This is a genomic window from Microbacterium sp. C5A9, assembly GCF_022627955.1.
In the GTDB taxonomy this organism is placed as follows: Bacteria; Actinomycetota; Actinomycetes; order Actinomycetales; family Microbacteriaceae; genus Microbacterium.
The window spans coordinates 89,310-113,673 of the sequence record NZ_JABXGD010000008.1; the positions used below are offsets into that span (position 1 = coordinate 89,310).

A 24,364-nucleotide genomic window follows, 5' to 3' on the forward strand; every position below is an offset into this window, starting at 1 on the left:
CGCGCGGGCGCCTCCCCGCCGGCGAGGCGACTGCCTGTCCGCCCCACCCCCTACCCTCGAAGCATGGCCCGCTCCCCCGAGTCCCCTGCGGCTCCCCGTGTCTCTCCCCCCGACCTTCCGCGTGAGTTCGAGTCCGCGACCGCACGGCGCGGTGCCGACCTCCTCGCGGCACGACTCGACCTCGAGGTCGCGGCGGATCTCTCCCACGCCTCTCTCGAGCAGTGCACCATCACGGCCGATGCCGACAGCGTCGATCTGACAGGGGCCACGCTCATCGACGTCGATATGACGGGTGTCCGCATCGCCTCGCTGCGGATGCGGGATGCCGGGGTGCGTCGCGTCCGCATCAGCGGCGGCCGCATCGGGACGCTCGATCTCAGCAGTGCGCGCATCGACGAGCTGGAGCTCCGCGATGTGCGGATCGACTATCTGAACCTCGGCGCCGTGCGTGCCGCGGACATCGAGATCACCGCGTGCAGCATCCGGACGATCGACATGCCCCAGGCCGAGCTCACCCGGGTCCGCTTCACCGAGACCCGCACCGATGAGGTCGACTCCCGGGGCATGCGCGCCACGCATGTCGACCTGCGCGGGCTCGACGCGTCGGCGTTCCTCGATGCGAACAGCCTCCGCGGCACGACCCTGAGCAGCTTCCAGGTGCAGGGGCTCGCCTCCGTGCTCGCCGCCGGGATCGGCATCCAGGTCACGGACTGAGCGGGCCGTTGGCCTCCAGCAGCTCCTGCGTGAACGGATGCTGCGGCGAGGCGAAGACATCCGCGACCGCGCCCTGCTCGACGATGACGCCGTCCTGCATCACCAGCACGTCGTCGGCGACGGCACCGACGACGTCGAGGTCGTGGGACACGAAGACCATGGTCAGCTGACGCTCGCGCTGCAGCCGCAGCAGGAGCTGCAGCACGCGCTCCCGCACCGAGGGATCCAGAGCCGACACGGGTTCGTCCAGCACCAGCACCTCGGGCTCGGCGGCCAGGGCCCGAGCGATCGCCGCACGCTGACGCTGCCCGCCCGAGAGGGCGATGGGTCGGCGTCTCGCGAGCGCGGGGTCGAGGTCGACTTCCGCGAGCAGTTCCGAGACGCGCGCCGCCCTGTGCCGCCGGGGCACCCCGCCCGCGGCGAGCGCCTCCCTCAGCGACCGACCGATGGTCCATCGGGGGTCGAACGCGCCGAGCGGGTTCTGGTGCACGAGCTGCACCCTGTGCTCCCCGATCCAGCGGAGCCCTCCGTCGTCCGGCTGCTCGACGCCGACGATCATCCGGGCGAGGGTCGTCTTGCCCGAGCCGGATTCGCCGACGATGCCGAGGGTGCGTCCCTCGGGCACGGCGAACGACGCTTCTCTCACCGCCGTGCTCCCGCCGAACGTCTTGCTCGCGCCCGTGACGACGAGCACGGGAGAGGCATCGCCGTCCGGGGTCGTACGCGGCTCGTGCATCGTCGCGGCGATCAGCTGCCGGGTGTAGTCGTGCTGCGGCGACTCGAGCACGTCGGCCACCGCCCCGGACTCGACCACCACACCGCCCCGCATGACCAGCACCCGATCGGCGACCCGACGCACGGCCGCGAAGTCGTGGCTGATGAAGACGACGGCGGTCCCGGCATCGGCGATCTCGCGGAGCAGCCCCAGTATCCGAGCCTGCACCGTCGCGTCGAGCGCCGTGGTCGGCTCATCCGCGATGAGGACGGCCGGCTCGGCGGCGATGGCAGACGCGATGAGGGCCCGCTGACGGAGTCCGCCGGACAGCTCGTGCGGGTACTGCCGGGCTCTGCGGTCGGCATCCGGCATCCAGACGCGATGCAGCAGCTCCTGCACCCTCTCGCGCAGCGCCGCTCGCCCCGACACGAGGCCGTGGAGGCGCAGCGGCTCGGCGATCTCCGAGCCCACCCGCTGCAGGGGATCGAGCGACACGAGAGCATCCTGCGAGACGAGGGCGATGGCGGCACCACGCAGCGCGCGCCACCGCCGTTCCCCGAACCGTGCGACGTCCGTTCCGTCGACGACGAGCCGATCGAACCTCACGCGGGCGTCTGCGGACGTCAGCCCCAGCAGCGCACGGGCGGTGAGAGACTTCCCCGCCCCGGACTCGCCCACGATGGCGACGCACTCGCCGGGCGACACCGTCATCGAGACCCCGTCGACCACCGGCGCACCGCCGAAGTCGATGCGCAGCCCCTCCAGGTCCAGCGCCGCGGTCATGACGTCCGCCCTTCGGCCCTGGCGCGCAGCACCCTGCCGACGATCGTCGCGGAGATCACCGTGAGGGTGATCGCGATGCCGGGGAAGACGGCGACCCACCAGGCCTGACCGAGCACGTTGCGTCCTCCGGCGAGCATGAGGCCCCACTCAGGGGTCGGCTCCGACGGGCCGAGTCCGAGGAAGCTGAGACCGGCCGCGGCGAGGATGCTCGATCCGATGCCGATCGTCGCGAGGACGCTGAGGGAGCCGAGCACGGCGGGCACCACATGCCGGACGAAGGCGGGAACGGGACGCACGCCGAGGATGCGCGCCGCTTCGACATGCTCCGCACTGCGCATCGTGCGCGTCTGCACTCGGGCGAGGCGGATGTACACGGGCACGGCCGCGAGTGTCACGGCGATCGCGATGTTGACCGGTCCCGGCCCGAGCACCGCCACGACGACGAGCGCGACGAGGAACTCGGGGAATGCCATCAGCACGTCATTCACTCGCATGAGCGCCGCGTCGACTCCGCGGGGCGCGAGTCCCGCGAGGGCTCCGACGAGAAGCCCGACCACGAGCGCGATGCCTGTGGCGAGGAGGCCGATGCCGACCGAGCGCCCGGCCCCGTGAACCACCCGGGAGTAGACGTCACGGCCGCTCTGGTCGGTGCCGAAGAGGTGTTCGGCGCTGGGCGGCTGCAGCGACGCACGCACATCGGTCTGCAGCGGGTCGTGCGTGGCGAGGACTCCGGGGAAGGCCGCGGCGAAGGCGAGCACCAACAGCACGGCGACCGCGCACCAGAGCAGCACGACCTGAGCGCGCCTCATCGCCCACCTCCGCGTTCGGCCCGCAGACGGGGATCGATGAGCGGATGCAGCAGCTCGATCACGAGGTTCACGGCCACGAAGACGAGGGCGCTGAGCAGGATGATGCCGGTGATCACGGGAAGATCGCGGTTGGTGATGGCCGCGAGGGTCACGCGGCCGAGACCTGCACGGGCGAACACCGTCTCGACGAGCACGGCTCCTCCGAGCACCGATCCGGTCAGATAGGCCGCCAGGGTCACCGCATTGGCGGCTCCGTGGCGCAGGCCGTGGCGCAGCGTGAACCACGAGGGACCCGCTCCTCGTGCACGCACGGTCTCGGCGAACGGCATCCGCTCGGCCTGCACGAGACCGTCGCGCAGCACCTGACTGAGCAGCGCCGCCACCGGCAGCGCCAGGGTGATCGCCGGCAGCACGATCGTCGCCGGGTTCCGGGCGCCCGACACGGGGAACCACCCGAGACCGAAGGCGAAGACGCTCAGCAGGATCAGCCCGATCCAGAACACCGGCGACGACAGGATGACGAGTTCGACGCCCGCGGCGACAGCGCGCCCGACCCGACCGCGTACGAGCAGAGCGACGGCCAGTGCGAGCAGCACGGCGATCACGAGGGCCAGCGCGGACAACTGCAGCGTCGCGCCGAGCTGGCGGCCGATGACCTCGGTCACGGGCATGCGCAGCTGGTACGACTCGCCCAGGTCTCCCCGCGCGAGCTGCCCGATGAACGCGACGTACTGCTCGAGGGGCGGACGATCGAGACCGAGTTCGGCGCGGATGCCGTCCTTGACGGCCTCGCTGACCTGCGCCTGCGGTCCGAGCATCACCGACACCGGGTCGCCGGGGACCACGCGGAACGCGAGGAACACCAGGGTCGCCGCGCCCCAGAGCACGATCACGACGGATGCCGCGAGGCCGGCGATGCGGATGAGCGCTGCCTTCACCGTTCGCGCCCTCTCGAGAGTTCCTGAGCGCCCTGCGGCCCGCGGCGCTCGCTCACGAACGATACCGCAGCGATGGACCGGAGGGCGCTCGACGACGCAGGCGTCAGCCGACGCTCACGTCGTAGAACAGCGGGCGCCCGTACAGGTCGTAGTCGAGACCGCTGACGCGCTCGCCCACCGCGGTGATGGCCGACGGGCTGTAGAGCGGCACGATGGCCGTGTACTCGGCATTCCACTCCTGCAGCTGCGTGTAGATCGCGTTGCGCTGGTCCTGATCGCTCGACGCGACGGCCTGGTCGAGCAGGGTGTCGATCTCGGGGTCCGTGACCTGCGAGGCGTTCTGGAATCCATCGGTGTGCAGGTGCGCGCGCAGGAAGTCCGGGTCGACGCCGGAGAATCCCCAGTCGGTGAGATCGAACGTCTTCGGGCCGTACTGCTCGTTGTACGCGCCGGGCTCGAGGACCTCGCGGACGACCTCGAAGCCGATCCCCGTGAGGTCGGACTGGATCGCGTTGGCGAGAGCCGCCCTGTCATCGGGGACCGGCGTCCAGGCGATCCACCGGGCGGACAGACGCTGCCCGTCCTTCATGCGGATGCCGTCGGTGTCGCGCTCGGTCCACCCGGCGTCGTCGAGCAGCGCGTTCGCCGCGCTCTGATCGAACGCCCAGGTGCCCTCGAGAGACGCGTCGTATCCGGGCGTGGTCGATCCGAGCACGCTCCACGCACGGGGGAACTGGTCGAAGAAGATCTCCTCGACCGCCGCATCGATGTCGATCCCGCGCGCGAACGCCTGGCGCACCTTCTCATCGGCGAAGACGCCGTTCTTCTCGTTGAGGTACAGCGAGTAGGGCAGTCCCGGGTACTCGATCGAGTCGACCGTGATGCCGTCGCCGAGGTCACCCGCGAGGTTCGGCGGGATGTTGCTCGCGAGATCCGCCTCGCCGCTCTGCACGACGCCCGTGCGCACGGACGCCTCCGGCTGGATCTCGACGCGCAGGGTCTCGACCGTCGGCGCCTCCTCGCCGTGCGGGCCCCAGGCGTAGTCGTCGTTGCGCGTGTAGACGAGTTCCTGATCCGGCGTGTACTCGGTCAGCTCGTACGGACCGGTGCCGACCGTGACCCCGGGACCCCCGGCCTTCAGCTGGTCGGCGGAATCGGCGAGGACCGCCGGCGAGTAGAAGCCGAGCTGCGGAGTGCTCGCCGCCTGGAGGAACGGCGCATAGGGCTGGGTGAAGCTGACCTTCACCGTGTGGTCGTCGACCACCTCGGTGCCCTCGTAGAAGTCCGCGCCCAGCATGGACGCCGCCTGCGCCGACTCCGTCTCGGGGTCGACGATGCGATCGAAGTTCGCCTTGACCGCTTCGGCGTCGAACGGCTCGCCGTCGGTGAAGGTGACGTCGTCACGCAGCGTGAACGTGTACTCGGTGCTGTCGTCCGAGACCTTCCAGTCCTTCGCGAGCCACGGCACGAACGAGCCGTCGTCCTCCTGGAACACCAGGGAGTCGAGCACCGCTCGCTGCACCATCCCCGAGACGTCCAGCTGGCTGACCTGCGGGTCCATGTGGCCGGCCGACAGGTTCGCACCCTCGATCGACCAGACGAGCTCGCCGCCCTCGGACTCGGATGACGGTGCGGCGCAGGAGCTGAGAAGGAGTGCGCTCACGGCGACGGTGGCGCCGAGCGGGATCGCGCGGCGCAGGAAGGAGATGGGCATGCTGTTCCTCGGGAGGGAATGCGGGAGACGACGCGGATGCATCAGTTCTTGGACTCGATCCAATTCTAGATCCCCGCGGACGCACCGGCGCTCGCTCGGGACACGGCGGAACTCCACATCCGTGGGACGCGATTAGACTGTGGGGCACAACCCACACTCAGGCACGCTCACACAGTGCCGCATACATCGCTCGAGGAGACCTCCATGTCCGTGATTCCCGACAAGCCCGTGCTCGAAGGCCTCGAAGCGAAGTGGGGAGAGACGTGGTCCGAGCAGGGGACCTACCTGTTCGATCGTCTCCGCGCCGCGCAGTCCGGCCGTGAGGGTGTCTACTCGATCGACACTCCTCCGCCGACGGCATCCGGCAGCCTGCACATCGGTCACGTGTTCTCGTACACGCACACCGACGTCAAGGCGCGATTCGAGCGCATGCGCGGCAAGACCGTCTTCTACCCGATGGGCTGGGACGACAACGGTCTGCCCACCGAGCGCCGCGTCCAGAACTACTACGGCGTGCGCTGCGACCCGACGCTTCCCTACCAGGACGACTTCACGCCGCCGTTCGAGGGCGGCGACAACAAGTCCAGCCGCGCCGCCGACCAGGTGCCGATCAGCCGTCGCAACTTCATCGAGCTGTGCGAGCGCCTCACGATCGAAGACGAGAAGCAGTTCGAGGCTCTCTTCCGCCAGCTCGGCCTCAGCGTCGACTGGACGCAGACGTATCGCACGATCTCCGACGACACGATCCGGCAGAGCCAGCTGGCTTTCCTGCGCAACCTCGAGCGCGGCGAGGCCTGCCAGTCCCTCGCGCCGACCCTGTGGGACATCGACTTCCGCTCCGCCATCGCGCAGGCCGAACTCGAGGACCGCGACCAGCAGGCCGCGTACCACACCATCGACTTCCCGTTCGCGGACGGCTCGGGCTCGATCACGATCGAGACGACGCGTCCCGAACTGCTGCCGGCCTGCATCGCGATCGTGACGCACCCCGAGGGGCCGCACAAGGATCTGATCGGCACGAAGGTGCGCACGCCGTTCTTCGGCGCCGAGATCGAGATCCACGGCCACCACCTCGCCCAGCCCGACAAGGGCACGGGCGCCGCCATGGTCTGCACCTTCGGCGACGTGACCGACATCATCTGGTGGCGCGAGCTGCGCACCGCCGCCGGGGCGGATCTCCCGAACATGACCACGATCGGCCTCGACGGCCGTTTCCTGCCGTCCGCGCCCTCGATCGTCGCGAACGCCGAGGCCATCGAGTGGTACGAGACGGAGCTCGCAGGCAAGACCGTGTTCTCCGCCCGCAAGGCGATCGTCGAGAAGCTGCAGGAGACCGGCGACATGACCGCGGTCGGCAAGCCTTTCAACCACGCGGTGAAGTTCTTCGAGAAGGGCGACCGTCCGCTCGAGATCGTGTCGACGCGGCAGTGGTACATCCGCAACGGCGCCCGCGATGCGAAGCTCCGTGACGAGCTGCTCGCACACGGCACCGAGCTCGCGTGGCATCCGGAGTTCATGCGCGTGCGCTACGAGAACTGGGTCGGCGGGCTCACCGGAGACTGGCTGGTGTCGCGCCAGCGCTTCTTCGGCGTGCCGATCCCGCTCTGGTACGGACTCGACGAGAACGGCGACCGCGACTACGACCGCGTGCTCGCCCCCGACCACGCGTCGCTCCCCATCGACCCGACCACCGACGTTCCGGCGGGATACACCGAAGACCAGCGGGGTGCAGCCGGCGGCTTCGAAGCCGAGGCGGACATCCTCGACACCTGGGCGACCTCGTCGCTGACGCCTCAGCTCGCCGGCGGATGGCAGCGCGATGAGGAGCTGTGGCAGCTCACGGCTCCGTTCGACCTGCGTCCGCAGGGTCAGGACATCATCCGCACCTGGCTCTTCTCGACCATGCTGCGCTCGACTCTCGAAGACGGCCGCTCACCGTGGCGGAATGCCGCGATCTCCGGCTTCATCGTCGACCCCGACCGCAAGAAGATGTCGAAGTCGAAGGGCAACGTCGTGACCCCGGCCGACATCCTCGAGACCCACGGGTCGGATGCGGTCCGCTACTGGGCCGCGTCCAGCCGTCTGGGCATGGACGCTGCCTTCGACCCGCAGAACCCGACGCAGGTCAAGATCGGCCGCCGCCTCGCGATCAAGGTGCTCAACGCGGCGAAGTTCGTGCTGTCGTTCCCGGTGCCCGAGGGCGCACAGGTCACCCACGCGCTCGACGCATCGATGCTGACGGCCCTCGACGCCGTGATCGTCGAGGCCACCAGGGCGTTCGAGAACTACGACCAGGCGAAGGCACTCGAAGTCACCGAGGCGTTCTTCTGGACGTTCTGCGACGACTACCTCGAGCTCGTGAAGGAGCGCGCGTACAACCAGAACGACACCGGTCAGGCGTCCGCGGCCCTCGCGCTGCGCCTGGCACTGTCGACACTGCTGCGTCTGCTCGCCCCGATCATCTCGTTCGCGACCGAGGAGGTGTGGTCGTGGTTCGAAGAGGGCTCCGTGCACACCGCCTCGTGGCCCGAGCCCCTCGGCATCGAGGGCGACACGGCGGTGCTGTCGGCGGCGAGCGAGGCGCTGATCGGCATCCGTCGCGCCAAGACCGAGGCGAAGGCCTCCCAGAAGACGCCGGTCTCGCGTGCGGCCATCGCCGCTCCGGCGGCCAAGCTCGAGTCGCTGCGAGCCGCGGCCGACGACCTCCGTGCCGTGGGCCGCATCGCCGAGCTCGAGTTCACGGAGGCCGAGGAGTTCGCCGTCACCGCGATCGAGCTCGCCCCGGTCGAGGGCGCCTGATGCAGCTGGGCACGCGCTGGGCCGCCGGCGCCGAGCCGCCGGCATCCGTGCCGGCGCTTCTGCGACCGGCGATCGCCGAGGTCGAGTCGCGCGGCCTCGTCGGCCACTGGACGCTCACGTGGCTCGAAGGCCGCGCGATCGCCGAGCTCGATGCGGGCTGGGAGGTCGTGCAGACCTCGACCGGTGACGTGATCGCCCGCCCGTTCCAGGACTGATCCGGTCCGCCGCAGTCCCTGACGAGACCCTCCGCTGCCCTCGGCGACGGAGGGTCTCGGTCGTCCGGCGACGCCGGTGATTAGGCTCGAGCCATGACCGACGCCTCGAACCCGCTGCTCCAGCCGTCAGAACTGCCCTACGGGCTCCCCGACTACAGCGCGATCAGACCCGATCACTATCTGCCCGCCTTCCGGACGGCATTCGACGAGCACCTCCGCGAGATCGCACGCATCACGATGGTGCGTTCCATGCCGACGTTCGAGAACACGATCGAGGCGATCGAACGGTCGGGAGAGATGCTCGATCGCGTGGCCCACGCGTTCTACACGGTGAGTTCGGCCGATGCGACGCCCGAGATCCAAGCGGTCGACGAGCAGCTCGCGCCCCTGATGGCCGCCCACACCGACGCCATCGCTCTCGACGCGGCACTGTACTGGCGAGTGCAGCAGGTGCATGCGCAGCTCGCGGACCTCGACCTCGACGACGAGCAGCGATACCTCGTCGAACGCCACCACCGGGAGATGACCCACGCGGGCGCCGGCCTCGATGACGACGCCAAGCGCCGTCTCACCGCACTCAATCAGCAGCTGTCGACCCTCAGCACCGCGTTCGAACGCAATCTCCTGAACGACACGAACGACCTCGCGGTCGTGTTCGACTCCGCTGACGAACTCGCCGGGCTCAGCTCGGGCGAGCTCTCGGCCGCATCCCGCTCCGCCGCAGAACGCGGTCTCGACGGGAAGTTCCTCGTCTCGCTGCCGCTGTTCACCGGCCACCCCTCCCTCGCACAGCTGCGGGACCGCGAGTCACGGCGGCGCATCATGGATGCATCGCGCGCGCGGGCGTCGCGGGACAACGCGAACGACAACGGCCCGGTGCTGCGCGAGATCGCGCGGCTCCGCGCCGAGCGCGCAGCGATCCTCGGCTACGACTCGCACGCGGCCTACGTCACGGCAGACGAGACGGCGAGGACTCCCGAGGCTGTCGAACGGATGCTGCGCGAGCTCGCCGCACCGTCGGCACGCAACGCGCGCGCCGAGAGAGACGCACTGCGGGCCATCGTCGACGAGACGGAGGACACGCCGTTCACGGTCGAGGCCCACGACTGGGCGTTCTACACCGAGAAGGTGCGCACCGCCCGGTATTCGATCGACACCGGGGCGCTGCGCCCCTGGTTCGAGGCCGAGCGGGTCCTGCAGGACGGCGTGTTCTTCGCCGCCACGCAGCTCTACGGCGTGACCTTCACCGAACGCGCCGACCTCACCGCCTACCACCCTGGTGCGCGCGTCTTCGAGGTGCACGACGCCGACGGGACGGCGGTCGGTCTGTACGTGCTCGATCTGTACACCCGCGATTCGAAGCGCGGCGGCGCCTGGATGAATCCGCTCGTCAGCCAGTCGCGCCTGCGTGGCACGCTGCCCGTGGTCGTCAACAACCTCAACGTCGCGCTCCCCGGCGACGGGGAGCCGACGCTGCTGACGCTCGACGAGGTCACCACCCTGTTCCATGAGTTCGGTCACGCCCTGCACGGTCTGTTCGCCGTGGTGACGTATCCGCACTTCTCCGGCACCAACGTGTTCCGCGACTTCGTCGAGTTCCCCAGTCAGGTCAACGAGATGTGGATCCTCTGGCCCGAGGTGCTGGACAACTACGCCCGCCACCACGAGACGGGCGAGCCGCTCGACGCCGCGATCGTCGAGCGGCTCCGCGCGACGGAGACCTTCAACCAGGGTCACGACACGAGCGAGTACCTCGCTGCGGCCTGGCTCGATCAGGCGTGGCACCGCGGAGGACCCGACGCCGCGATCGACGATGTCGCGGCCTTCGAAGCCGCGGCGCTCGCCGACATCGGCCTGGACGACCCCGCCGTGCCGACACGCTACTCTTCGACCTACTTCGCACACGTGTTCTCCGGCGGGTACAGCGCGGGTTACTACTCCTACATCTGGAGCGAGGTGCTCGACGCCGACACCGTCGACTGGTTCCGGGAGAACGGCGGCCTCACACGCGAGAACGGCGACCGGTTCCGTGCACGCCTGCTGGGAGTCGGCGGGTCGAAGGACCCGCTCGACGCCTACCGTGACTTCCGCGGGCGCGATGCCGAGATCGCTCCCCTGCTGAAGAGGCGCGGGCTCGACCGGTGAGCGGTCACTAGTCGCCGGAGAGCGGTGCCGGGACGCTGAGGGCGTGGAGTCCGTGCCCCAGAATCCTCGTCTCGCCACCGGGAAGCTCGAGGTCGCCGACCGCACCGACAGGCACGCGGATGGTGAGATCGAGCTCTCCGTCTCGCCGCACCCAGTCGATCGACGCCTCGCCGTAGGGCGTTCGGTGCGTCGCACCGGCCGAGGTGAACGAGCCCCCGGGCCTCGGTGCGAAGCGGATCCTCCGGTAGCCCGGTTCGCCGGGCGCGAGACCCGCCACCCGTCGATGCATCCAGTCTGCGACCGCGCCCAGGGCGTAGTGGTTGAACGAGGTCATGTCGCCGGGATTCACCGTGCCGTCCGGCAGCATCGAGTCCCACCGCTCCCAGATGGTGGTCGCACCCATGGCGACGGTGTAGAGCCACGACGGGTTCTCGTCGGCCTCCAGCAGTCGGTAGGCCGCGGCGTCGTGACCGCCCAGCGACAGCGCATCCGAGATGACGTTCGTGCCCGCGAATCCGGTCGCGACGCGCCCGTCGTTCTCCTGCACGAGTTCAGCGAGCCGACGCGTCCCCGCCTTCGCGGCAGCGTCGTCGGGCCACAGGTCGAACACGGTGATGAGGGCGAGCGCGGTCTGCGTCACCACGACCGGGCTCCCGTCCGCATCGAGGAAGCGGGCTCGGAACGCTGCGGCCGCGCGGACGGCCAGATCGTCGAGACGGTCGACCTCCCGCTCCTCGCCGAGCACCCGGCCGATCGCGGTGAGCCGCCGCAGGCTGTGGACCAGGTAGGCGCTGGCCACGAGCGACGACGGAGTCACGGCCTGCATCGGGCTCTCCGGAGGCGCGGACGGATCGAGCCAGTCCCCGAGCTGGAAGCCGCCGTCGACGATCAGCGAGTCACCGGCGCCCGCGAGGGACTCGGCGATCCACGCCAACCCGCTTCTCCACTGACGTCGCAGCACGGCCGTGTCGCCGGTCCGCTCATGAAGCGTGTCCGGCGCGAGTACCGCGACGTCGCTCCACACCGCCATCGGCGACGCCGGGAAGCTGCTCCACGGCTCGAGGGCGACGAACGGCACCCAGAGCGGCACGGTGCCGAGGTCGTCCTGTTCGTCCGCGAGATCCTGCAACCAGGACCCCAGCATCCCCGTCACGTCGTAGAGGAACGCCGCGGTAGGGGCGAACACCTGCAGGTCACCCGTCCATCCGAGTCGCTCATCGCGCTGCGGGCAGTCGGTGGGGATGCTGACGAAGTTGGACCGCAGGCTCCAGACCGCGTTCTCGTGCAGACGATTCACTGCGGCGTGCGACGACCGGAACCACCCCGTGCGCTCCATGTCGGTGTGCAGCACCCGCGAGACGACATCGCCATCGGCGATCTCGCCCGGCCACCCGCTGATCTCCACGTAGCGGAACCCGTGGATCGTTCCTCGCGGCTCCCACTCCATCGAGGTGTCGGAGAGCACGACGCGATCCTCGGCACGGGCATGGCGCAGCGTCCTGGTGTAGATGTCGCCGTCCTGCAGCACCTCCGCATGGCGGATGACGATCTCCGTTCCGCGCGAGGCGGGCAGGCGCAGCCGCAGGCGCCCGGAGTGATTCTGACCGAAGTCCAGAAGCACCCGGCCCTCCTCGCGAATCTCGGTGCGCACGGGCGGGAGCTCGGCCGTGCAGCGCACCGGCGGTGCCTCCGCACCGACGAGCACACTCGTGTCCGCGGAGGATACCGAGACGGGCGTCCAGTCCTCATCCGTCCACCCCGGCGTCGACCACGACGGGTCGTGGCGGGTCAGATCCACGCTCTCCCCCGCATACAGGCCGCTCGAGAGCACAGGGCCGAAGCCCGCCTGCCAGGTCGCGTCCGATCCATGGATGTGGAAGGTGCCGTCGTCGAACAGAACCTCGAGCTGCACGAAGGCCGAGAGGTCGTCACCGTAGACGTCCCAGCGTCCGCCTTCGAAGCCGAGGTGCCCGCGCCACCAGCCATCCGACAGCCAGACGCCGATCGCGTTGTCCCCGGGAACGAGCATGTCCGTCACATCGAACGTCGCCACGGGCAGCCTGTGCCGGTAGCTCGTCCACCCCGGCGTGAGCTCCTCGTCTCCGACGCGCACGCCGTTGATCTCCGCTTCGGCGAGGCCATGGGCGGTCAACCGCAACCGGGCCCACGCCACGCCGCCCTCGAGGTGCAGATCGGTGCGCACTCGCGACGGGCGACGCTCCTCGGGCGCGGATGTCTCCGGCCACGATCCGCCGATGAACTCCGCCTGCCAGTCCGCGGCATCGAAGAGCCCTGCCTCGACCCAGCCGGCCTCGCTCCAGGGACTCCACTCCGTACCGTCGGACACGGCGACCCTCACGGCGACCCGCTCGCGCGACGAGAGGGGGCTGTCGGGCCAGGGGACCAGGATCTGCGCGGACTCCGTCCGCTCGAACACGCTCGTCGTGGTCTCGCCACCCGGAACGCTGCGAGTGAGCTCGAGTCGATACGCCCGCTGCGCGTATCCCCGCGGGGCATCCGACAGCGTCCAGCTGATCCTCGGAGCGCGGTGCACGATGCCCAGGCGTCCGTCGGCGTGGTGCTCGAGAGTCGGACGCTGCGGTGCGGGAACGGAAGTGATCATGTCGAGTCGCCCGCCGCTCAGGAGACGCCGGCCGTGGCGGACTCGGCGGCTTCAGCGCTCTCGACGGTGCGTGCGCGCGGCAGCCGCGGAATCCACAGCAGGCCGATCAGACCCGCGACCACCGTCGTCACGATCAGCAGGACGAACATCGAACTGGCGCCCGCGGTGATGATCATCGGGGTGAACAGGGCGACGACGGCCGCGACGACACGGGTGGCCGCGATGGCGATCCCCTGTGCGGTGCTGCGGTGGAGGGTCGGGAACAGCTCCTGAGCCCAGACCTTGAACATCGGCTCACCGGCGATCGCTCCGCCGAGAGCGTAGAACACGCCCATCGCGACGAGCGTGGAGACGGAGACCCCGGCGAGGACGGGGATGAGGAACCCGATGACAGACAGCGCGAGCCCGATGACGAATCCGAGCATGCGGTACTTCGTGTCGACGAGGCGCATGAGCGTGAGATTCCCGATGAGGGACACGCCGATACCGATGAGCCCGAAGAGGTTCGCGGTGGAGACATCGGTTCCCGCCGCGTTGACGTACAGGTATGCCGAGAACTGCCCGTTCGTGTTCGCGGGGATGTTCGCGATCGCGTAGAAGAGCGTCAGCGCGACGAGCGGCACGAGGAACCCCGAAGCCAACAGCGCCTTCGCGCCACCCGACGATGCCGCCGACGCCTCTGCGCCTGTTGCGGTGACGATCGTGCCGGTACGCGCGCGCTGCCATTCTCCGGACTCGGGAAGACCGGCGCGCGCGACGATGGTGAGGAGTGCGATCGCGGCGAGGATGCCGTACAGGATGCGCGCACCGGTGCCGCCCATGCCGCCCACCAGGACGCCGATGAAGACCACGGCGAGGACTCCGGCCATCCAGAGGATGTGGGAGAAGGCGACCATCTTGCCCTTGCTGCCTTCCGGAGCACTCTCGGCGATCATCGCCATCGAGGCCGGCAGGTCGGCGCCGGCGGCGAGGCCGACCAGCAGCATGCCGAGGTAGAGCGCGCCTGTGGCCGGTGCGAGCGCGAGTACCAGCGCACCGATCGCGAACATCGCCACCGTGACCGTGAACACGCGGCGACGCCCGAAGCGATCGCTGAGGAATCCACCGGCCAGGGCGCCGACGGCGATCGTGAAGGTGAGGATCGCGGACAACTGCCCGAAGACGTCCGCCCCGAAGCCGAACTCCTGCTGGAAGAGCAGCAGACCTGTGCCCGTGCCGGCGATCGCCGCCGCGTCGAGGAACGATGCCATGCCGGCGACGATGGCGATCCACCAGGCGCGGCCTTTGGTCAGCGATGTGTTCACGATTCTCCTTTGAAGCCGCAAGCAAGACTGCGGTGAAACGATTCAAGCACTCCGACTGTAACAGCAGGAGTCACGAATCCCAAAGTCCCTCAGGTTTTGAGCTCGCGTCGCGCGCGCGCCCGAGCGCTCGCTGCCGGGAGCGCCGCCGCGCGGCGGCGCGACCCGCGGGGGTCTACGGCGCGATCTCGCGACAGCACGAACCCCGGCATCGGTCGGCGCGCAGCCGCATCCACCGGTCGGCGACGACGATGTCGGAGCCGAACACCCGCCAGGGAATGGGCAGCGAGCTTACGCGCTCTTGCGCTTGCGCTCCATCACGATCGTGGGAGGCGCACCTTCGTCGACGGCCGCGCGGGTCACGATGACCTTCGCGACGTCTTCGGCCGAGGGGATCTCGAACATGATGGGGCCGAGCACGTCCTCGAGGATCGCGCGGAGGCCTCGTGCGCCGGTCTTCCGCTCGACCGCGAGGTCGGCGATGGACCGGAGGGCGTCCTCCTCGAACTCGAGCTGGACGCCGTCGAGCTCGAACATGCGCTGATACTGCTTGACGAGCGCATTGCGAGGGCCGGTGAGGATGTCGATGAGAGCATCCTGGTCGAGCGGCGAGACGTTCGTGACCACCGGGAGGCGACCGATGAACTCGGGGATGAGTCCGAATTTGTGCAGGTCCTCCGGGAGCACCTCGCTGAACAGGTCGAGGTCCTTGCCCTTGTCGTGCAGCGGTGCGCCGAAGCCGATGCCGTGCTTGCCGACGCGTGCCGAGACGATGTCCTCGAGGCCCGCGAAGGCGCCCGCGACGATGAACAGCACGTTGGACGTGTCGATCTGCAGGAACTCCTGATGAGGGTGCTTGCGTCCACCCTGGGGCGGCACCGAGGCGACCGTGCCCTCGATGATCTTGAGCAGCGCCTGCTGCACGCCCTCGCCCGAGACGTCGCGGGTGATCGACGGGTTCTCGGCCTTGCGTGCGATCTTGTCGACCTCGTCGATGTAGATGATCCCCTGTTCGGCGCGCTTGACGTCGTAGTCCGCCGCCTGAATGAGCTTGAGCAGGATGTTCTCGACGTCCTCACCGACATAACCGGCCTCGGTCAGCGCCGTGGCGTCGGCGACCGCGAACGGAACGTTCAGGCGCTTCGCGAGCGTCTGGGCCAGATACGTCTTGCCGCAGCCGGTGGGACCGATGAGCAGGATGTTGCTCTTGGCGATCTCGACGCTCTCGGCCTTCTGCTCGGCCGTCTGCAGAGTGCCGTGCGCGCGGATTCGCTTGTAGTGGTTGTAGACCGCGACGGACAGGGCCTTCTTCGCGGGTTCTTGACCGACGACGTACTCCTCGAGGAAGGAGAAGATCTCTCGGGGCTTGGGCAGCTCGAAGTCCGCGCTCCCCTCGGCGGAGGACTCGGCCATCCGCTCTTCGATGATCTCGTTGCACAGTTCGACGCATTCGTCGCAGATGTACACACCGGGTCCAGCGATGAGCTGCTGCACCTGCTTCTGGCTCTTTCCGCAGAACGAGCACTTGAACAGGTCAGCGCTTTCACCGATACGGGCCATGCGCGTCCTCCTAGGGGGATCCAGAGATCGTCTACTGAGCCTAACCGCTGCATCCGACACCGGGACGCATTGGCGCGGCGCGCGCATCTCGAGTCGATATCGACTCGCAGACGGACAGGCCCGCCCACGCGAGGCGTGGGCGGGCCTGTCGAGAACGTGCTGTCAGACCATGCTCTTGGTGTGCCACACGGTCTTGATCTCGGTGAAGGCGGCGATCCGCTCGGGCGATGCCGTCACCTCACCGGGGGTCAGGACGCGCTTCAGTGTCTCGGCGGCGGCGATCTGCATGTCGACCCAGTCCAGGGCCCCCGCTCCGGCGAGGTCGAGCGCGTTCACGTCCTGGTGCGACGCGAGCCACGGCGCCATCTCGGCGGGCGATCCGGTGAGGACGTTGACCACTCCCCCGGGCACGTCGCTGGTCGCGAGCACCTCGGCGAGACTGATGGCCGACAGCGGATGACGCTCGCTCGCGATCACGACGACGGTGTTCCCGGCGACGAGCGCGGGCGCCACCACGGAGACGAGGCCGAGCAGAGCGGAGTCCTGCGGCGCGACGATCGCGACGACTCCGGTCGGCTCCGGCACCGAGATGTTGAAGTACGGCCCGGAGACCGGGTTCGCGTTCCCCGCGACCTGCGCGTACTTGTCGCACCACCCGGCGTACCAGACCCAGAGGTCGATCGCGTCATCCACCTGAGTCGCGGCAGCGGTTGCCGACACGCCCTCCTGCGCGGAGATCTCGTCGATGAACTGCGCGCGGCGCCCCTCGAGGACCTCGGCGATGCGGTACAGCACCTGGCCGCGGTTGTAGGCGGTCGCTCCCGACCAGCCCTTCACCGCCGCGCGGGCCGCCACGACCGCATCCCGCGCATCCTTGCGGGACGCCTGCGCGGCGTTCGCGAGGAACGCGCCCTTGGCCGAGAGCACCTCGTACGTACGCCCCGATTCGCTGCGCGGAAAGGCGCCGCCGATCGCGAGCTTGTAGGTCTTCGGAACACTGAGTCGGTCATTGGCACTGTGTCGCTTGCTCATGCTGATGCCCCCTTCAGGTAGGCGGTGAGACCCTGGCGTCCGCCTTCGCGGCCGTATCCGGACTCCTTGTATCCGCCGAACGGGCTCGACGGGTCGAATCGGTTGAACGTGTTGGCCCACACGACGCCGGCGCGGAGGCGATCGGCCACCGCGAGGATGCGCGATCCCTTGTCCGACCAGATGCCGGCGGAGAGACCGTATGGCGTGTTGTTGGCCTTGGCGATCGCCTCGGCGGGCGTGCGGAACGTCAGGACCGAGAGAACGGGTCCGAAGACCTCATCGCGGGCGATGCGATGGGAGGCCTCGACACCGGTGAAGATCGTCGGAGCGAACCAGAATCCCTTCTCGGGGATCGCGCAGTCCGCCGTCCAGCGCTCCGCGCCCTCGGCCTCGCCGATGTCGCTGAGCTCGCGGATGCGGGCCAGCTGCGCGGCCGAGTTGATCGCACCGATGTCGGTGTTCTTGTCGAGCGGGTCGCCGAGACGCAGTGTCGACAGGCGGCTCTTGAGTCGGTCGATGACCTCGTCGTGGATCGACTCCTGCACGAGCAGCCGACTGCCGGCGCAGCACACGTGACCCTGATTGAAGAAGATGCCGTTCACGATGCCCTCGATCGCCTGATCGATGGGCGCGTCGTCGAACACGATGTTCGCGGCCTTGCCGCCGAGTTCGAGCGTGAGCTTCTTCCTGGTGCCGGCGACCGCGCGGGCGATGTCGCGTCCGACGCCGGTCGACCCGGTGAAGGCCACCTTGTCGACGTCCGGATGCCGCACGAGCGCGGCACCGGTCGAACCGGCTCCGGTCACGATGTTGACCACACCTGCCGGAAGGTCGGCCTGCTGCAGGATCTCCGCGAAGATCAGCGCCGTCAGCGGCGTGGTCTCGGCGGGCTTGAGCACGACGGTGTTGCCGGCGGCCAGCGCGGGAGCGAGCTTCCACGCGAGCATGAGCAGCGGGAAGTTCCACGGGATCACCTGACCCGCCACGCCGAGCGCGCGCGGGTTCGCGCCGAGCCCGGCGTAGTCGAGCTTGTCGGCCCAGCCGGCGTAGTAGAAGAACCAGGACGCGACCAGCGGCACGTCGACGTCTCGGCTCTCCTTGATCGGCTTGCCGTTGTCGAGGCTCTCGGCGACCGCGAGCTCACGGGCGCGCTCCTGCACGAGGCGGGCGATGCGGAAGAGGTACTTGCCCCGATCGCGGCCGCTCATCGTCGACCAGGTCTTGTCGTAGGCGCGGCGCGCAGCGGCGACGGCACGGTCGACGTCCTCGTCACTCGCCGAGGCGATCTCGGCGATGCGCGTCTCGTCGGCAGGCGAGATGGTGGTGAAGCTCGCACCCGAGCCGTCGACGAACTCGCCGTCGATGAACAGGCCGTAGCTGTCCTTGAGGTTCAGGACGGCCTTCGACTCCGGTGCCGGAGCGTATTCCAGGAATGACATGTACGGGGCTCCTAGTCGATCGTGACGTAGTCGGGGCCGGAGTAGTGGCCGGTGGTGAGCTTCTGACGCTGCAGCAGCACGTCGTTCAGGAGGCTCGACGCGCCGAAGCGGAAGAGGTGCGGCTGGAGCCACTCCTCGCCCACCGTCTCGGCGACCGTGACGAGGTACTTCACGGCATCCTTCGACGAGCGGATGCCGCCGGCCGGCTTCACGCCGATGCGCTGCCCCGTGCCACGGTGCCAGTCGCGCACCGTCTCGAGCATGAGCAGGGTGGTCGGCAGCGTCGCCGCCGGCTGCACCTTGCCCGTCGAGGTCTTGATGAAGTCGCCGCCGGCGAGGATGCCGAGCCACGAGGCACGCTTGATGTTGTCGTATGTGTTCAGCTCGCCGGTCTCGAGGATGACCTTGAGCGAGGCGTAGGAGCCGTCGGCTCGGCGGCAGGCTTCCTTGACCTGGGCGATCTGATCGAAGACCAGGCCATAGCGTCCGGAGAGGAAGGCACCTCGGTCGATCACCATGTCGATCTCGTCGGCACCGGCGGCCACGGCCTCGGCGGTGTCGGCGAGCTTGATCGCCAGAGACGAGCGCCCGCTCGGGAACGCGGTCGCCACCGCGGCGACGGAGATGAGCCCGTCATCGGGATCGCCGTGCAGGCCGCCGAGCGCCTCGACCGCATCGCCGACCATGTCGCCGTAGACGCAGACGGCGGCGACCTTCGGGGTCGACGGGTCGGCGGCATCGGGGTTCTTCGCCTTCGCGACGAGAGACCGCACCTTGCCCGGCGTATCCGAGCCCTCGAGCGTCGTGAGGTCGATCAGCCTGATGATCGTGTCGAGGGCCCAGGCCTTCGACGTCGTCTTGATCGATCGCGTGCCGAGGCCGGCAGCACGCTGCTCGAGCCCGACGGCGTCGACTCCGGGAAGGCCATGCAGGAAGCGGCGGAGTGTGGCGTCGTCCGGCTCACCGCCGAGGACCTCCACCGCCGATCTGCGGCTGAGTTCTTGGGTCGTCATCGTTCCTCCAACAATGCTCGTGCTGTGTTCTCATCTGTCACCAGGACGCTGCACAGGCCGCTTGTCACGACTGTACGCGCGATGTCATGTTTGGCGTCACCGGCGGTGACGAAGACCGCTCGGCTCGCTCCGCGAAGGCGGCCGAGGTCGACGCCGACCGTGCGCGCGTCGAGCTGCGGGTCGACGATGTTGCCGTCCGCGTCGATGTATCGACCGAGCACGTCGCCCACGGCTCCGCGCCGCGACAGCTCCTCGACATCGGATGCCGACAGGTAGCCGTTCTCGACGTGGGCCGAGCTCGCGTCGCACGGGCCCGCCGTGAACAGGAACGCCTGCGCCTCCGCGGCCTCTTCGAGCACGGCCGCGACGGTGCGGTCGGCCTCGATGGCCTGCTTGGTCTCGACGCGTTCGAGGATGGCGGGGCTGGGCAGCAGCGAGACCTGACCCGAGGCCCGCTGTGCGATCGTGACGGCGAGTCCGGCTGCGCCGCCCGACCTGCGATTGAGGCTCACTCCCCCGTTGAGCTGCACGACGGTGACTCCGGTCGCCCACCCGTCGGGGAGCGCCTCGGCGACGGCGCGCAGCGTGCGACCCCAGCTCACCCCGAGCGTGCGCGGCACCGGCCGCATGGCCGTGAGGTAGTCGGCGGCCGCCTGTGCGACGCGCTCGAGTGTTCCGTCGTCACCCTCGGGGGCGGGAACGACCACCGCGGCCGAGAGACCGTGTCGATCGACGAGTTCGCGCTCGAGTCCCAGCCGACGCGCACGCGGGTGGATGATCTCGATCCTGACGATGCCGCGCTCGCGCGCCTGGATGAGCAGGCGCCCGACCTTCCAACGGGAGAGGCCCAGGAGCGCTCCGATCTCGTCCTGCGTCTTCTCCTCGTCGTAGTACAACTCGGCGACGCGGACCATCGTCAGCTCGTCATCCACAGCATCCTCCTCGTTCTCCAGAGTACGCGCGCAACGGATTTCGCGCATCCGCGTGCTCATATGAGCAATAGTACGAGGTGATCCGCACATCTGCCGGAATGACGAAAGGACGCCGGCCCGGGGGCCGACGTCCTCTCAGATCCGAATGGTCACATGCGCTTGCGCGAGGTGAGCACCTGGTCGACGATGCCGTAGTCCAGCGCCTCGGCGGCGGACAGGATCTTGTCGCGGTCGATGTCGCGGTTGACCTGCTCCACGGGCTTGCCCGTGTGACGGGCCATCGCCTCCTCGAGCCAGGTGCGCATGCGGAGGATCTCCGCCGCCTGGATCTCGATGTCGGATGCCTGACCGTGTCCGGCCTCGCCCATCGCCGGCTGGTGCATGAGCACGCGGGCGTTGGGCAGAGCGAGACGCTTGCCGGGGTGCCCGGCAGCGAGCAGCACGGATGCGGCGGATGCCGCCTGGCCGAGCACGACGGTCTGGATCTGCGGCGCGACGTACTGCATCGTGTCGTAGATGGCCGTCATGGCGGTGAACGAACCACCGGGCGAGTTGATGTACATGGTGATGTCGCGCTCGGAGTCCTGGCTCTCGAGAACGAGCAGCTGGGCCATGACGTCGTCGGCCGACGCGTCGTCGACCTGCACGCCGAGGAAGATCACTCGATCCTCGAACAGCTTGTTGTAGGGGTCCTGACGCTTGAAGCCGTACGCGGTGCGCTCCTCGAACTGAGGGAGCACGTAGCGGCTGGAGGGCAGGTTGCCGGCAGAGCGGAAGGTGGGTGCGTACATGAGAGTCCTTTCGCTTTCCGTTACTTGGTGTTGTCCTGGTCGGTTCCGCCGCCGCCGACGACGTCGGTGGCCGAGTCGCGGATGTGGTCGACGAAGCCGTACTCGAGAGCCTCGTCGGCGGTGAACCAGCGGTCGCGGTCACCGTCGGCGTTGATCTGCTCGACGGACTTGCCGGTCTGCGAGGCGGTGATCTCGGCGAGACGGTTCTTCATCGAGGTGATGAGCTGCGCCTGCGTCTGGATGTCGCTCGAGGTGCCGCCGAATCCGCCGTGGGGCTGGTGCAGCAGAACGCGGGCGTTCGGGGTGATGTAGCGCTTGCCCTTGGTGCCGGCGGTCAGCAGCAGCTGGCCCATCGATGCCGCCATGCCGATGCCGACGGTGACGATGTCGTTCGGGACGAACTGCATCGTGTCGTAGATCGCCATGCCCGCGGTGATCGATCCACCGGGCGAGTTGATGTAGAGGTAGATGTCCTTCTCGGAGTCCTCTGCGGCGAGAAGGAGGATCTTCGCGCAGATCTCGTTGGCGTTCTCGTCGCGCACCTCCGATCCCAGCCAGATGATGCGGTCCTTCAACAGCCTGTCGAAGACGCTCGTAGCGAGGAGGGGTTCTGCAGCCATGTCAGCTCCTGATTCCGTGTTTCAGTGATTCGAATCTACCGGCGACAACGCGGCGCCCAGGCCGTGTTCGCCGTCGGCATATCAGCCGTCGAGTTCCGCGATCTCGTGGGCGTACGCGGTCATGGAGCGGTGGTACCGCGGCAGATGCGGCACCAGGGCCAGCAGCGCGACCGAGAGTCCCTGCGCCGGCTTCCCCGAGCTCGCGAGGATCAGCGCGTGCACGGTCGCGAGCGCGTCCCGATACGGGCCGTCGGCCGAGCGCTCCTGCTCTGCGCGGATCACCGCGAGCGCCTCGTCGTACTCACCGAGGTTGCGCAGCGAGCTGGCCAGCTGGATCACGCACTGCGGACGGTGCTCGTCGTCGAGGCCCAGCGAGAGAGCGCGCCGGTACAACTCGACGGCCTCGGCCGGCAGGCCGGCGGAGTCCCGCGCCCCACCCCTCTCGAACTCCGCGCGGGCGTCGTCCTCACCGCGCTCGGCGGCAAGAGCATCGATGCGGGCGATCGTCGACTCCCCGACCTCCTCGCCGGATGCATCGGCCCACACCTCGTCGATGCGGTCGTCCCAGGTCATGTTCGTGTCGTCACTCATGTCGTTCCCTCCTCCACGAGAAAGGGGCGGATGCCTCAGCATCCGCCCCTCTCATCGAGATCGTGTTCGATCACTCAGCCTTGTCGGCCGCCTTCTTGGCCGGCGCCTTCTTGGCAGCGGGCTTCTTGGCCGGAGCCTCAGCGTCGTCGGCCTTCTTCGCGGGAGCCTTCTTCGCAGCGGGCTTCTTCGCAGCGGGCTTCTCGTCGCCCTCGGCGTCGTCGGCCTTCTTCGCAGCGGCCTTCTTGGCGGGAGCCTTCTTGGCCGGCTTCTCCTCGGCAGGAGCCTCGGTCTCAGCGGCCTCAGCCTCGTCATCGGTCACGACGAAGTCGGACAGATCGACGGCCTTGCCGTTGGTGTCGACGACCTTGACCTTGCCGAGCGCGATCGCGAGCGCCTTGTTGCGGGCGACCTCGCCGACGAGCGCGGGCAGCTGGTTCGACGACTGCAGCGCCTCGACGAACTCCTGCGGCGCCATGCCGTACTGCGACGCGGACTGGATGAGGTACTGCGAGAGCTCCTCCTGCGAGACCTGCACGTCGGCCTGCTCGGCGATCGTGTCGAGCAGGACCTGCGTGCGGAACTGCTTCTCGCTGGCCTCGGTGACCTCGGCGCGGTGCACGTCGTCCTCGAGGCGGTTCTCGCCCTCGAGGTGGTTGTGCACCTCGTCCTCGATGAGCTGCGGCGGGACGGGGATCTCGATCTGCTCGAGCAGCGTCTCGACGAGCTTGTCGCGAGCGGCGGAGCCCTGCGTGAAGACGCCCTGCTGGGCGACGCGCTCGGCGAGGCTCTCGCGGAGCTCTGCGATCGTGTCGAACTCGCTGGCGATCTGCGCGAAGTCGTCGTCGGCCTCGGGAAGCTCGCGCTCCTTGACGGCCTTGACGCTCACGGAGACCTCGGCCTCGGAGCCGGCGTGGTCGCCGCCCACGAGTGCCGAGCGGAAGGTGGTGTCCTCACCGGCGGTGAGCGACTCGATCGCATCGTCGATGCCCTCGAGCAGCTCGCCGGAGCCGACCTCGTACGAGACGCCCTCGGCGCGGTCGATCTCGGCGCCGTCGATCGTGGCGACGAGGTCGAGCTCGACGAAGTCACCCTTCGCCGCGGGGCGGTCGACGGGGACGAGCGTGCCGAACCGGGCACGGAGCTTCTCGATCTCCTCGTCGAGGGCGGCGTCGTCAGCCTCGACGGCGTCGACAGTCAGGGTGATGCCGTCGTACGCGGGGATCTCGATCTCGGGGCGGACGTCCACCTCGATGTCGACCAGGAGGTCTCCCGAGAAGTCCTTCTCGTTCGGCCACTGGGTGATCTCGGCGGCCGGACGGCCGACGATGCGCAGCTTGTGCTCGGCACTCGCCTCGCGGAAGAACTTGTCGAGGCCCTCGTTGACCGCGTGCTCGATGACCGCTCCGCGGCCGATGCGCTGGTCGATGATCGGAGCCGGGACCTTGCCCTTGCGGAAGCCGGGGATCTGGACGTCCTGAGCGATGTGCTCATAGGCGTGCGAGATGCTGGGCTTGAGGTCGTCGGGGGTGACCGTGATGCTGAGCTTGACCCGGGTCGGGGTGAGCTTCTCGACGGTGCTGTTCGCCATGCTGGTGTGTTCTCCTTGTGGTTTCCGCGCTGAATCGCGGCT

Annotated in this window: 19 protein-coding genes; 4 read left to right on the top strand and 15 right to left on the bottom strand. The window is 68.8% G+C overall.

Annotated features, from left to right (window positions below; translation table 11 throughout):
* The first annotated feature begins 63 nt into the window (after positions 1–63).
* Positions 64–714 carry a pentapeptide repeat-containing protein gene (locus HWD99_RS15430; protein ID WP_241797076.1) on the top strand — a complete coding sequence of 217 codons (651 nt, stop codon included), beginning with the start codon at positions 64–66 and terminating at the stop codon, positions 712–714.
* On the opposite strand, the gene HWD99_RS15435 is transcribed toward HWD99_RS15430, so the two are convergent.
* The 4 genes from HWD99_RS15435 to HWD99_RS15450 form a co-directional block, all read right to left on the bottom strand.
* The gene (locus HWD99_RS15435) at positions 704–2,212 is read right to left on the bottom strand and encodes an ABC transporter ATP-binding protein (protein ID WP_241797077.1); all 1,509 of its coding nucleotides are present in this window, start codon (positions 2,210–2,212) and stop codon (positions 704–706) included. The two genes, HWD99_RS15430 and HWD99_RS15435, sit on opposite strands and share 11 nt — an antisense overlap.
* The gene (locus HWD99_RS15440) at positions 2,209–3,021 is read right to left on the bottom strand and encodes an ABC transporter permease (protein WP_241797078.1); all 813 of its coding nucleotides are present in this window, start codon (positions 3,019–3,021) and stop codon (positions 2,209–2,211) included. The genes HWD99_RS15435 and HWD99_RS15440 overlap by 4 nt, the downstream gene beginning before the upstream one ends.
* A complete protein-coding gene (locus HWD99_RS15445; protein ID WP_241797079.1) occupies positions 3,018–3,959 on the bottom strand; it encodes an ABC transporter permease in 942 nt (313 codons plus the stop codon). Before HWD99_RS15445 ends, HWD99_RS15440 begins: the two co-directional genes overlap by 4 nt.
* A 103-nt stretch (positions 3,960–4,062) precedes the next feature.
* Positions 4,063–5,673, bottom strand: a complete 1,611-nt coding sequence (locus HWD99_RS15450) for an ABC transporter substrate-binding protein (protein ID WP_241797080.1) — start codon at positions 5,671–5,673, stop codon at positions 4,063–4,065.
* 204 nt (positions 5,674–5,877) lie between these two features.
* On the opposite strand from HWD99_RS15450, the gene valS reads away from it, so the two are divergent.
* From valS to HWD99_RS15465, 3 genes are all read left to right on the top strand, one after another.
* A complete protein-coding gene (gene valS / locus HWD99_RS15455; RefSeq protein ID WP_241797081.1) occupies positions 5,878–8,472 on the top strand; it encodes a valine--tRNA ligase in 2,595 nt (864 codons plus the stop codon).
* Positions 8,472–8,687: a hypothetical protein gene (locus tag HWD99_RS15460; protein WP_241797082.1), complete on the top strand. Its 216-nt coding sequence runs from the start codon at positions 8,472–8,474 to the stop codon at positions 8,685–8,687. The genes valS and HWD99_RS15460 overlap by 1 nt, the downstream gene beginning before the upstream one ends.
* Positions 8,688–8,780: 93 nt before the next feature.
* Positions 8,781–10,832, top strand: coding sequence for a M3 family metallopeptidase (locus tag HWD99_RS15465; protein ID WP_241797083.1), 2,052 nt, complete (start codon positions 8,781–8,783; stop codon positions 10,830–10,832).
* A 7-nt stretch (positions 10,833–10,839) separates the two neighbouring features.
* On the opposite strand, the gene HWD99_RS15470 is transcribed toward HWD99_RS15465, so the two are convergent.
* The 11 genes from HWD99_RS15470 to tig all read right to left on the bottom strand — a co-directional run bounded on the left by HWD99_RS15470 (position 10,840) and on the right by tig (position 24,322).
* The gene (locus HWD99_RS15470) at positions 10,840–13,455 is read right to left on the bottom strand and encodes an alpha-L-rhamnosidase (RefSeq protein ID WP_241797084.1); all 2,616 of its coding nucleotides are present in this window, start codon (positions 13,453–13,455) and stop codon (positions 10,840–10,842) included.
* 17 nt (positions 13,456–13,472) lie between these two features.
* A complete protein-coding gene (locus tag HWD99_RS15475) occupies positions 13,473–14,759 on the bottom strand; it encodes an MFS transporter (protein ID WP_241797085.1) in 1,287 nt (428 codons plus the stop codon).
* 288 nt (positions 14,760–15,047) lie between these two features.
* Positions 15,048–16,316, bottom strand: coding sequence for an ATP-dependent Clp protease ATP-binding subunit ClpX (gene clpX, locus HWD99_RS15480; RefSeq protein WP_241797086.1), 1,269 nt, complete (start codon positions 16,314–16,316; stop codon positions 15,048–15,050).
* 162 nt (positions 16,317–16,478) lie between these two features.
* On the bottom strand, positions 16,479–17,348 hold the full coding sequence (locus HWD99_RS15485) for an aldehyde dehydrogenase family protein (protein WP_241797087.1): 870 nt from the start codon (positions 17,346–17,348) through the stop codon (positions 16,479–16,481).
* Complete coding sequence (locus tag HWD99_RS15490) at positions 17,345–18,787, bottom strand: aldehyde dehydrogenase family protein (protein WP_241797088.1); 1,443 nt, start codon at positions 18,785–18,787, stop codon at positions 17,345–17,347. The genes HWD99_RS15485 and HWD99_RS15490 overlap by 4 nt, the downstream gene beginning before the upstream one ends.
* 11 nt (positions 18,788–18,798) lie before the next feature.
* Entirely contained in the window at positions 18,799–19,800 is a 1,002-nt protein-coding gene (gene deoC, locus HWD99_RS15495) for a deoxyribose-phosphate aldolase (RefSeq protein WP_241797089.1), read from the bottom strand.
* Positions 19,797–20,732 (bottom strand): sugar-binding transcriptional regulator, encoded by a 936-nt coding sequence (locus tag HWD99_RS15500; RefSeq protein WP_241797090.1) that lies wholly within the window; start codon positions 20,730–20,732, stop codon positions 19,797–19,799. The genes deoC and HWD99_RS15500 overlap by 4 nt, the downstream gene beginning before the upstream one ends.
* A 149-nt stretch (positions 20,733–20,881) precedes the next feature.
* Positions 20,882–21,523, bottom strand: coding sequence for an ATP-dependent Clp protease proteolytic subunit (locus tag HWD99_RS15505; RefSeq protein WP_194763380.1), 642 nt, complete (start codon positions 21,521–21,523; stop codon positions 20,882–20,884).
* Positions 21,524–21,543: 20 nt separating this feature from the next.
* Entirely contained in the window at positions 21,544–22,143 is a 600-nt protein-coding gene (locus tag HWD99_RS15510) for an ATP-dependent Clp protease proteolytic subunit (protein ID WP_241797091.1), read from the bottom strand.
* A gap of 81 nt (positions 22,144–22,224) precedes the next feature.
* Positions 22,225–22,734: a tetratricopeptide repeat protein gene (locus tag HWD99_RS15515; RefSeq protein ID WP_241797092.1), complete on the bottom strand. Its 510-nt coding sequence runs from the start codon at positions 22,732–22,734 to the stop codon at positions 22,225–22,227.
* A 70-nt stretch (positions 22,735–22,804) separates the two neighbouring features.
* Entirely contained in the window at positions 22,805–24,322 is a 1,518-nt protein-coding gene (gene tig, locus HWD99_RS15520; RefSeq protein ID WP_241797093.1) for a trigger factor, read from the bottom strand.
* Positions 24,323–24,364: the final 42 nt, after the last annotated feature.

Bases quoted from the DNA above. Each gene is read 5' to 3' on its own strand.
- HWD99_RS15430 (WP_241797076.1), top strand. From the start codon at position 64: ATGGCCCGCTCCCCCGAGTCCCCTGCGGCTCCCCGTGTCTCTCCCCCC.
- HWD99_RS15435 (WP_241797077.1), bottom strand. From the start codon at position 2,212: ATGACCGCGGCGCTGGACCTGGAGGGGCTGCGCATCGACTTCGGCGGT.
- HWD99_RS15440 (WP_241797078.1), bottom strand. From the start codon at position 3,021: ATGAGGCGCGCTCAGGTCGTGCTGCTCTGGTGCGCGGTCGCCGTGCTG.
- HWD99_RS15450 (WP_241797080.1), bottom strand. From the start codon at position 5,673: ATGCCCATCTCCTTCCTGCGCCGCGCGATCCCGCTCGGCGCCACCGTC.
- valS (WP_241797081.1), top strand. From the start codon at position 5,878: ATGTCCGTGATTCCCGACAAGCCCGTGCTCGAAGGCCTCGAAGCGAAG.
- HWD99_RS15460 (WP_241797082.1), top strand. From the start codon at position 8,472: ATGCAGCTGGGCACGCGCTGGGCCGCCGGCGCCGAGCCGCCGGCATCC.
- HWD99_RS15465 (WP_241797083.1), top strand. From the start codon at position 8,781: ATGACCGACGCCTCGAACCCGCTGCTCCAGCCGTCAGAACTGCCCTAC.
- HWD99_RS15470 (WP_241797084.1), bottom strand. From the start codon at position 13,455: ATGATCACTTCCGTTCCCGCACCGCAGCGTCCGACTCTCGAGCACCAC.
- clpX (WP_241797086.1), bottom strand. From the start codon at position 16,316: ATGGCCCGTATCGGTGAAAGCGCTGACCTGTTCAAGTGCTCGTTCTGC.
- HWD99_RS15485 (WP_241797087.1), bottom strand. From the start codon at position 17,348: ATGAGCAAGCGACACAGTGCCAATGACCGACTCAGTGTTCCGAAGACC.
- HWD99_RS15490 (WP_241797088.1), bottom strand. From the start codon at position 18,787: ATGTCATTCCTGGAATACGCTCCGGCACCGGAGTCGAAGGCCGTCCTG.
- deoC (WP_241797089.1), bottom strand. From the start codon at position 19,800: ATGACGACCCAAGAACTCAGCCGCAGATCGGCGGTGGAGGTCCTCGGC.
- HWD99_RS15505 (WP_194763380.1), bottom strand. From the start codon at position 21,523: ATGTACGCACCCACCTTCCGCTCTGCCGGCAACCTGCCCTCCAGCCGC.
- HWD99_RS15510 (WP_241797091.1), bottom strand. From the start codon at position 22,143: ATGGCTGCAGAACCCCTCCTCGCTACGAGCGTCTTCGACAGGCTGTTG.
- HWD99_RS15515 (WP_241797092.1), bottom strand. From the start codon at position 22,734: ATGAGTGACGACACGAACATGACCTGGGACGACCGCATCGACGAGGTG.
- tig (WP_241797093.1), bottom strand. From the start codon at position 24,322: ATGGCGAACAGCACCGTCGAGAAGCTCACCCCGACCCGGGTCAAGCTC.